This is a genomic window from Novosphingobium sp., from assembly GCF_036733805.1.
In the GTDB taxonomy this organism is placed as follows: domain Bacteria; phylum Pseudomonadota; class Alphaproteobacteria; order Sphingomonadales; family Sphingomonadaceae; genus Novosphingobium.
Map to the genome: position 1 here is coordinate 1 of NZ_DAIMZT010000080.1, position 9,526 is coordinate 9,526.

A 9,526-nucleotide genomic window follows, 5' to 3' on the forward strand; every position below is an offset into this window, starting at 1 on the left:
GCGACCAGCACCGCGCACAAGGCACATGCCAAAACGGTTGCCGCGAGCATCCCCGCGACGATCGCGACCTTAGTGAGCGGTCGCGCGTCCGACAGGCGGGTCAAAATACACCTCCTCGACTTCGAATTTTCCGGCGCGCTTGCGGGTCTGGACGACGACGTCGACCAACATGTGCAACAACCCACGGATATCGTCGCGGGCCAGATCGCGCCCGCCTTCGGACTCCTTCACCAGCAAGGTGAGCTGCTCGAAAGCGCCCATCGCTGAACCGGCATGGACGGTTGTAATCGAGCCGGGGTGACCCGAGTTCACGTTGCGCAGATAGAAAAAGGCAGTCCCGTCGCGCAGTTCTTGCAACAGAATGCGATCGGGCCGCATGCGCAGCGCACTTTCAAGCAGCTGCTTCGGGCCGACCTTGGCCAGGCCCTGTCGCTCGCTCGAATAGACCATATGCACGACGTTGCGGTGTTCGACGACAAGCTCGCGCGTATCCTCGATCGTGAGCAGCCGCTCGTCGGGCGGGATCAACTGGATCAGCGCCTTGGCGAAGGTGGTCTTGCCCGAGCCGGTCGCGCCGCTCACCAGGATGTTTTTGCGGGCGGCGACGGCGGTCCTGAAGAAGGACGGCCAGTCACCGGCGTCGCGCTGTGCCACCAATTGAGCATCGACTTCGCCAAGACCGCACGCCGCAGAGCGAGTTCCCTTGAACAGGCCGGTCTGCTCGAGCTGATCGATCGCCAGATTGACCCGGGAAGGCTTGCGCACCGTGAAGGACGGCGCGCCATTCGGGGTCACCGAGGGTATGACGATCTGGCACCGCTCTCCGCCCGGCAAGATCGTCGAGCAGATCGGGGTCTCGGCATTGACGTCCTGCCGGGTGAAGCTTGCGGCCGCGACGGCCAGCGTCGCCAGCCAATCGCTGTCGAGTTCGGCGACGCTATGCCAATGCCAACCGCGATGATCCTCGATGCCGACTTCGCCGGGCTTGTTGATCACCAGTTCGGTGACCTCGACCGGCTCCAGCAGCGGCAGGATCGGCGCGAGATAATGGCGCAGGACAGCGGTATCGCTCATCCTCAGCGCCGCAACTCGAGATTGTAGACGTCGGCGAAGTTGAAGTCCTTGGCGACGAAGATCCCGACCTCCTCGCCCTGGTTTTTCTTCAGCACCGGTCGGATATTGATGCTGTTCTGGAGTGCAATGCTCGCCCCCTCGCTCGGGGTCCGGGTCGTATTATTGAAGTTGTTGCTGCCACCTGAAACGGACTGCCCGGCGATATAAGCGGCGTCGTCGACCAGCGAGAGCAGCAACGCGCTACCGAAGCGCGCCCAGAAGAAGGTGTCCACGGACCCGGCGATGCCGGCGCGGCCAAGGGCGTCCGACCCCGGCGAAGCCAGGTCGATGCGCACGCCCTGCGGCGTGACGGCCCGCGTCCACAACACGAACAGGCGGTTCTGCCCTTGCTGGATGCCGCCATGATATTCGCCGAGGACTTTGGTGCCCTTTTCCATGAGCACGACACGGCCATTCTCCGAATAGACGTCGCGCGGAATCAGGCACGAGGTGTAACCGGGCTGCGCAGAATTCATCGCTGTCTGGAGGATGCACGGGATCAGCGTGCCGGCGGTGACGAGATAATTGCGGTTGGGCAGCATCGAGGCCCGTGCCTCGCCGACCGCCGAACTCTGTCGAAGCGCGTCGAGCGCATTGGGTGCGCCGCGGGCGGCCGTATCGTTAGCACCATCGCCGCCGTCCGGACTGGCGGTGCCGCTACCTGCGCCACTTCCACCGCCCGATGGCTGAAGCGCATCGCGCCCTCCATAGGCGATCAATGTCGATCGCCGTGCCTGGTCGGCCAGGTTCTGCCGCGTATTCTGCGGCGCGCCTGCCGGCGCTGCGCCCGGTTGCATGGCAGGAACGATCTGTCCGTCAGGGCCAACGACCTGCGTGCCAGGTGGAGGATTGATGACGGGTGCGTTGGGATCTGCGGCGAGAGCGCCAAGCGGCTTGGGTTTCGCCGCGACGGCATCATACGCGACGGTCTCGCGCGCTGCCAGATCGGGGCGTTTGGCCATCGACTCCGGTTTGCCCATCAGGCTGCCGGCATTGTTGGTGCTTGGCCCCGAGTTGACCCACAAGATGCCGAGAACCATCGCCGTTCCCGCGAAAATCAGGGCGGTGTTCCGCTTTGCCGGTGTCATCCCACCGATCGGATCGATGCCGCGCTCGCGGATGATTTCGTCGCGTTCAGGTGTTGGATCGCCTTGCGGGCGACGAGGGGCCTCGGCCGCAGACTCGTCCATCGCGCTCACTCCTTCGGGTCTTGTATGGTGCGTTCGACATGCGGCGACGCTGTGTTGGTGCCGTGATCGACGCCGTAAGGTGTTGGCGCGAGATTATAGATGCACAGCACCTCCCGGTTCCGGCGCAGACGCAGTTGAGCCGCCACAGCGTGAACGACCACGAACTCGTCCCGGACATCGAATGGGACCAACGTCTCCGAGCCGTCCGGGCGCACGAGATAAATCGCCGGGATTTCGTGGTTGCCGGGAAAACGCAGGACCGTGAACTGGCCGTTGTCGGAGATCTCCGACGGCTGAAGATCGCTCGCACCCTGGACCTTGTAGTTCAGATTACGCGGTCCATCGATGACGCCGTGGTCAAGGGCTCCCCGAACGGCGCTCGCCTGCAATGCCGCGACGCGCTGTGCTTCCTGCGTCGCGCGCATGCGAGCGGCACGATCAGCTTCATCGCGCGGGTAGCGAAACCGAACCTGGAAGAATGTATCACGGCTCCCGCTGCCGATGGGTCCTCGGCGCGCCGTCAGTTCGAAGGCGTAGTTGCGCAGCTCACCCCCGCGATTGGTCGTGACGATAAGGTTCGTTGGTCCCGCCCGCTCACGGGGTTTCAGGAACAGAATGTGACCGGCAACCGCCACTTCCCAGGAGACGGTGTCGCCGAGCGCGACATGTTCAATCGTCTCGTCGGCGCCAAGCACGACCTGGGTCGCTGTCCGGAATGTGCCGACGATCCGGTAGACCTGGGTCTCCTGATATTCGACGAACTTCACGCGTGGATCCGCCGGCCCACCGCGCGGCGTGTCCTCCGCGAGCGCGGGTGTCGCCATAATGGCGATAAGGCTCGCTAATGGAAGAAGGCGGTTCACCGCACCACCTCGGGGTCCGCGCGGTAATTCTCGACCTGGAACCCCAATGGGTTGCGATAGCGGTCGCCCTCCGCCATCGGCGCGTTCGTGTACCGGAAGGTGACGGTCGCGATCCAGTCGCTGCTTTGCGTATCGGTGTCGGTCTGCACTGTCCGCGTGAAGCGGACGTTGGCAACACGATCGTTGATGAAGGCGATATTGCGCACGCGGGCCTGGACGACCGCGCTCTTGCCCCACACGACCTGTGGGCTTGCGGCGTTGTTCGAGCTGAAAAACCGGCCCCAGCGTTGCTGCTCGCCTGGTTCGGACAGGATAGTGACGGCCCGGAAATTCTCTTCGGCCGCCGCCGGCAACCAGCTTTCCCGGGTCCGGACATATTGCGCGAGGAAAAATTTCGTGACCGCCTCATCATAGCGCATCGGCTTCTGGGTGACGGTGGTCTGCACGTCGACGGCGCCCGTCGTCTGATTGACGCGAATGATGTACGGCATGACCGTCTTCAGCGGCGCAAGGCCCGCGAGTGCGAAACCCTCCGCGGTCGCGGCAAGCAGGCCCAGGCCAGCTACCACCCAGGCGATGCGTTCGGACCGCAACGATTTACGCTGGCGGTCCTGATCCCAGGATCGGGCATGGCCGAAATAGAGTTCGGCGTCCTTGGCCGGCACGCCTTCGGTCTGATTCCGCATGATCAGCAACTTCCATAGGTGCTGGGAGCTGCTCGCGCCGATGTCTTCTCGGACAAAGGAACGGGCGGGGGCGGTGTGCCGCGATCAGCTGGTTGCTTGATCTGTGGCACGGGTGGTGGGGCAGGGGGCACCACCACGGCGGGGATCGGCGAGCCCGGCAGTACGCTCCCATAGATGTTGACGTCGCGCAGGTGCTTGCCATTGCAGACGGGCAGTTTCTTCGGCCCGGAAGCCCCTTGGGCGAGTGTCGGGAGCAGGGCGATGACGACCGCCGATCGTCGGAGCGCACGGACTATCGTGGACGGCCTCGTCATTGGGTGTTCCTTCCTCATGCGCGGCTCACCGAACCGCCGCGCTGAGCGGCCCGTTCGAGATTGCGACTGTTGCGAGCGATACGGCGTTGCTGGAACGGTGCCGCCATGGACCCCCACGCAGAGCCGGCGAAGGCGCCGATGCCGGCGGACGCGCCCCCGGCAATGCCGGTCGCGATTGACGGCGCCTGGAAAAAGAAGATCGTTCCCAAGAAAATATAAACGGCGAACAGCACCGCACCCAAGGCGGCGTCTCCAACACCTTCGGATGCGGTAATCGCGGTAGCACCAAGGTCAGTGATCAAGGCCGTGATCGCGATGATCACTGCCATCAGCACAATGAAGTTGAAGGCCTGCCCGAGCCAGCCGTGAAATAGCCTTCGCGTGGTCTCGAAGAGCGAAAGGGCGATGAAGATCGGTCCGAGCGCGATGATGATGGCCAGTGCCACCTTCGCGAAAACGGTGATGGAGAAGCCGATCGCCGCAGATAGTCCGGCAAGCGCTTTAAGACCGAGGCTCAGGACGTACAAAACGAGCTTGTATGGGTTGATATCGCTGTAGGTTGCCGCCTCGGTCTCGATCCTCGCGATAATAACGTCACACTGGCTGAAATAGTCGTCGAACACGTTGCCAACGCTCGTGACGGTATGCCCCGCCAACGCCTGCGAGATCGCATCAGGCATGCCGTGAAACAGGGGATTAGTTACCCACTCCGTGTAGGCGACCGTGGTGGCCGCAACGTAGAGCAAACACAGTTTCACCATTCGGTAGACAAGCTCGCCCCACGGCTCGCTGACGATGCCGCGCATCACCATGTAGCCGAACAGCGCAATATAGATGACCAAACCAAGCGCGAGTGGGCCGCGCACAACCTCGATGACATTGTTCAAGCGCTCGTTAAGGAACATGTCGAGCTTGCCGTCGATGTTGGTGTAGAGAGTGGTGAAGAGCCCGTCGGCCATCTCATCTTTCCCCGGTCAATGGGCCGGCGACAGCGAGCGCAGCTTTTGATCAAGCGTCTTCACACTCTCTGCGTTCGAGCATTCCTGTGCGTCGCGATGCGTGCCATCGGCGCACGCCTTCAGGACTTCCGCGAGCTCTTGGGGGTGGGCTTTGAGGTAATCCTTTCCGCGCGCAGGGGGTTGGCACGCGACCAGAAATGCCGGGACCAAAAGCGCGAATGCCTTGAAGATGGTTGCCTTCATTGATGGAGGCTCCCAAGCTTTCTTGCTAAGATTTGCTCGCTCTCCTGCTGCGATCGAATCCGCTGCTCCGCCTGCTGCCTCATTGTGAGCGCCTGAAGTTGCACTGCGTCGTTCTGGATATGAGCATTTTCCACGCCGACACGGGCTTGGATATCCATCACGTCCTTCGCGTCTGACGCGGTGTCGAGCGACGAGCGCAGTTCCTCGAGACCTGTCGTCCGCTGGGCGGTGACGCCATACGCTGCCTCGGCAATGGCCGCGTCGCGCGCCGCCATGTCACCATTTCGAGAGATGGAATCGCGGTTCGACCGCTCGAAAGCCGTCGCATCCGGGCGCAGTTCGGGAAGCTCGACGCGGTTGCTGATACGGATCCGATCTGCGGCGGTCCCAAGGCTACCGAGGCCCGTGGTGTCAGATGACATGAGGCGCTGAATATCCCGTGCTTCGCTCGGCAAGAGGTGGCGAACGGCATCGGTGTTCAGGGACGAGGCAATCTGGTTGACGTTCGTCAGCTTGTTGACGCTGTTGTAGAGCTCGGTTGCCTGCGAAATCTGCTGCTTTCCCTGCTCGATCATCGACAGGGTGTTCTTCACCGTCGAGAGCGTCTGCAGGAAGGTGCTGGAATCATAGACCGGGATGCCTTGCGCGAACGCCGGCATGGACATCGTCAGTCCGCTGACAATCGCGAGCGCTCGTAATGCTTTCATGACCTCATCCTTTCCTTCTGGTGGTGGCTCGGCGGCGCTCGTGAAAGACGGGCAGCCAGTCGCTGGGATCGTCGCCATGTTCGCGGCGAACCTGATCGAGGATTCCCACGGTCTCAGTTGTGCCCGAGAGGACGGCCAGCTCGTCGGACAGCCCGCCGAGATCGAGTTCCACGACGATGGAATCGTGACCCTGCTTGACCAGAAAGCGCCGGCTTTCGGGGATCAGATCGTTTCTGATGAGTTTGAACTCGGCGCGGGTGAGGCCAAGCCCATCGATATAATCGACCTCCCGGCCATGCGGGTTGGGCAAGAGGATCTTGGTGGCGACCTGCTCCATGATGCTATGCGAGATGTCCGAGCGCAGCGCGTCGGCCGGGCTTTGCGTCCCGAAGACCAGAAACGCATTCTGCTTCCGGTATGTCTTGAGGCCATCCTGCGCGAAGGCGCGGAAGGCATCATCGCCCAGCGCCTTCCAGAACTCGTCGATATCGATTACGAGCCGGCGGCCATCGAGCAGGGCATCGATCCGGTGGAACATGTACATCATCAGCGGCGTGCGGATCTCGGGATTGTCGAGGAAATCCGTCATGTCGAAACCGATGAACCTGGCCTCGAGCGTCAACTCGTCGCGGTCATTGTCGAACACCCAGCCAAGCGCTCCGCCCCGTGACCATTTCTCAAGCCGTGCCCCGATACCTTCCGGATCACGTTGTCCGAGCAATTGGCGTAGCGCGAGGATGGACCGTTCTTCCGGGGGAAGGCGCCCGATCGAGAGGATGCCCTCGTCGATCATCCGCTCCTGCGTGACGCCGAGCTGGATGCCCGAGGGGGTCACCAGATGCCGGATCAGCCTGCCGAGGAAGACGATATTGCCCGGGGTCTGCTCGAGCGCGCGGAGCGGAGCGAAGCCTGTCGGCACGCCGTTACGCAGCGCCAGATACGTGCCACCGGATGACCGTACATAGATTTCGGCGCCTCGGTCCTTGTCGATGAAGATCTGCTGCGCGCCGGTTTTCTCGAGCTGCGCCATCAGGAAATTCTGGACGACAGTCTTGCCGCCTCCCGACGGACCGATGATCAGCGTATGGCCGAGATCGTTCACATGAAAATTGAAGTAGAAGGGGGACTGAGCCGCGGTCTTCATCAAAGCGATGGCAGCGCCCCAATGATTGCCCTCCGCCTTGCCGGCAGGAAAGGTGTGGAAGGGGGAGAGAGCGGCGAAATTGCGCGACGTGATCGCCGCCGGCCGCGCACGCCACGCAAAGTTGCCCGGAAGCTGCGACCAGAAAGCGGCTTCCAGCGCCGGGCCTTCCCGCGCCGAGACCAGACCGGCATCGGCGAGCGCAGCCCGTGCCGTCGAAAGATTTTCGGCTAGGCGTTTCTGATTTTCACCGAAGACCGCGAGCGAGAAATGATGCTCGCCCAGGACAAAGCGATTGCTCTGCAGATCGTCGGCCGCGTCCGCCAACTCAAGCGCCTGACTTGCAGCGGCATCCTCGGTCGATGCCATCTGGTTCTGGCGCCGCCGCAGGCGCTCGGAGGCCCGCGCCTTGCCCATGAACGCAAAGGACTGCGTGACAACGAACGCGAAGTCCTGGCTAAGGAGCGCGTTCATCTGGCCGGGTCGCGTCATGGCCGGATATTCGCGGATACCGAACAGACCGACAAAGCGGCTCGTATCATGCGCGCGCACCTCGACCGTCTCGCGGCCGAAGATCACGCGTTCCCCATAGATGGCGGAACCGAGATGGCCGCGGACCAGCGGCACTCTGCCGGCGCGGCCCATCATTACCAGCTCGAGCACCTCGAGCGGTTGGGAGAACATCAGGCCGTTATGCTCGTAGAGGTGCAGACGCCGAGGCCGGCAGCGTGCGAGGAGCTTCTCGATATCGCGCGCCTTGTCCTCGAAGCGTGCGAGCTCATCCTCGTCCACCTCGGTCCCTTCCTTGCGTGCCGACGCCAGACGGCGAAGCAGCACGCCGGTGCGGTCGGCCGATCCCACGGACGGGCGCATGATCAGGGTGAGGTACAGTTCGTTGACAAACATCCGCTTGGCGGTGACGCGCGCACGATATTTTGCATCGAGGTCGGCCGCAAAAGCCGAGCGGAACTCGCCTTCGGGATAGTCCGTGATCGGCCGGCGAACGATGTGGGTCCAGATCGCGAGGCGGTCGTCGGCAATATTGCGCAGCGTACCGTTGAGCTTCTCGTGCCAGTCGTTGAGATGGACAGGGTCGGCGGTTTCAAACGCCATGCCTTCGAGCTTGAACATCATCATGAGGTCGCGCCCGTCGAGCGCGATGACGTTCTCGTCGATATGGCGCGCATAGGGCAGGTAACGCGCCGGGTCGGCCTCTTGTTTGAGGATCCGCCATGGCGTGCGGGCTGTCGCTCCGCTCAATGCGCTGGCCCGGCTAGCCACGTGCGAAGCCCGGGCGCTTCGCCCCGTCGATCGGCAGGGGAGAGTAGGAGCTGCCGCCCCACCAGCCGCGGTTGCGGCAGCGCGCCTTGGTCGTCGTCCACAGCCACAGCAGTCGAAACGCGTTGGCGTCGTGCCGGACAATCAGTCGGGCAATCGTCAGAAACGCACCGGCCAATGCGAAAGCGTAGAGCGGGTTGCCGGTGATGATGAGGGTCAGGCACGCTGCCAGCGCGATCGGCAGCGATGCCTCGATCGGTACGCCCAACCACATCGTTGGTCGGGTCACGGCCAGGAAGAGTGTCTCTTCCCTAAGCTTTTCGTCGTCCATCGCGGCGCACTCACGCGCCGCCGGTGATGGTATCGACGATCCACTGCGCGCTGAACACGATGAAGATACCGACAATGACCGTCACGAGGAGACCGAGGCTGGCACGGCCCGTGAAGAACATGAAGCCGACGATGACGACCGCGATCACCGCGATCGTCTTGGCAAATGTGCCGGTCAGCCAGGTCTTGATATTCTCGGCCATCGACGTGACGCCATCGGCCGCCTGGGCATGCGCGGGGTCGCTCAGCAGCATCGAAACCAGGATGGCGGTGGCGATGAGCGCCAGCGTCTGGACGAAAGCGCGGCGACGTGGCGGGAGCCAGATCGATATGGTCGAAGCGGGAATTGTCATTCGGTCGGTCCTTCTCTCGATGCCGGCGTCCCGTCACCAAACACCATCATCGAGGCGGTTTGGGCGCCTGCGGAAATGTCCCAGGACCGCGGTGCTTTCACCGCCGTCTGCACAATGCGAGGCTCCTGGATTGGCGTTTCGGATGCGGGTATTGGAGGGGTGGACCTGGCCGAGCCTGCGCCGGTTGGCGCCAATCCCCTGATCGCGGGAATAATGACCGCAGAGCTCGCATAGACTCTCGCCACATAGCCGTTGCCAAAGCCACGGGCCTGACTTCCGGTATTGTACATCGAGAGAGCAACGGAGATCGCGCGATCGGACGAACCCTGGGTGCGCGCCGCGTCAAGAA

At 62.8% G+C, this 9,526-nt stretch carries 10 protein-coding genes and 1 pseudogene; all 11 read right to left on the bottom strand.

What is annotated here, in order from left to right; genetic code table 11:
• Positions 1-69 precede the first annotated feature (69 nt).
• The gene (gene virB11, locus V7D69_RS14255) at positions 70-1,074 is read right to left on the bottom strand and encodes a P-type DNA transfer ATPase VirB11 (protein ID WP_179563575.1); all 1,005 of its coding nucleotides are present in this window, start codon (positions 1,072-1,074) and stop codon (positions 70-72) included.
• A gap of 2 nt (positions 1,075-1,076) precedes the next feature.
• On the bottom strand, positions 1,077-2,303 hold the full coding sequence (virB10, locus tag V7D69_RS14260; protein WP_179563576.1) for a type IV secretion system protein VirB10: 1,227 nt from the start codon (positions 2,301-2,303) through the stop codon (positions 1,077-1,079).
• Between the two features lie 5 nt (positions 2,304-2,308).
• Entirely contained in the window at positions 2,309-3,166 is an 858-nt protein-coding gene (gene virB9 / locus V7D69_RS14265; RefSeq protein ID WP_179563577.1) for a P-type conjugative transfer protein VirB9, read from the bottom strand.
• Complete coding sequence (locus V7D69_RS14270) at positions 3,163-3,852, bottom strand: virB8 family protein (protein ID WP_179563578.1); 690 nt, start codon at positions 3,850-3,852, stop codon at positions 3,163-3,165. The genes virB9 and V7D69_RS14270 overlap by 4 nt, the downstream gene beginning before the upstream one ends.
• 328 nt (positions 3,853-4,180) lie before the next feature.
• Positions 4,181-5,125 (bottom strand): type IV secretion system protein, encoded by a 945-nt coding sequence (locus tag V7D69_RS14275; RefSeq protein ID WP_174839267.1) that lies wholly within the window; start codon positions 5,123-5,125, stop codon positions 4,181-4,183.
• A gap of 15 nt (positions 5,126-5,140) precedes the next feature.
• Positions 5,141-5,368, bottom strand: a complete 228-nt coding sequence (locus V7D69_RS14280) for an EexN family lipoprotein (protein WP_179563579.1) — start codon at positions 5,366-5,368, stop codon at positions 5,141-5,143.
• Positions 5,365-6,075, bottom strand: coding sequence for a type IV secretion system protein (locus V7D69_RS14285; protein WP_179563580.1), 711 nt, complete (start codon positions 6,073-6,075; stop codon positions 5,365-5,367). Before V7D69_RS14285 ends, V7D69_RS14280 begins: the two co-directional genes overlap by 4 nt.
• Positions 6,076-6,079: 4 nt before the next feature.
• Positions 6,080-8,497 (bottom strand): VirB4 family type IV secretion/conjugal transfer ATPase, encoded by a 2,418-nt coding sequence (locus V7D69_RS14290; RefSeq protein WP_179563581.1) that lies wholly within the window; start codon positions 8,495-8,497, stop codon positions 6,080-6,082.
• A complete protein-coding gene (locus V7D69_RS14295) occupies positions 8,490-8,825 on the bottom strand; it encodes a type IV secretion system protein VirB3 (RefSeq protein ID WP_179563582.1) in 336 nt (111 codons plus the stop codon). The genes V7D69_RS14290 and V7D69_RS14295 overlap by 8 nt, the downstream gene beginning before the upstream one ends.
• A gap of 10 nt (positions 8,826-8,835) precedes the next feature.
• The gene (locus V7D69_RS14300) at positions 8,836-9,177 is read right to left on the bottom strand and encodes a TrbC/VirB2 family protein (RefSeq protein WP_179563583.1); all 342 of its coding nucleotides are present in this window, start codon (positions 9,175-9,177) and stop codon (positions 8,836-8,838) included.
• Positions 9,174-9,526: pseudogene (locus tag V7D69_RS14305) on the bottom strand (lytic transglycosylase domain-containing protein); the annotation flags it as partial. The gene V7D69_RS14300 and the pseudogene V7D69_RS14305, both read right to left, overlap by 4 nt.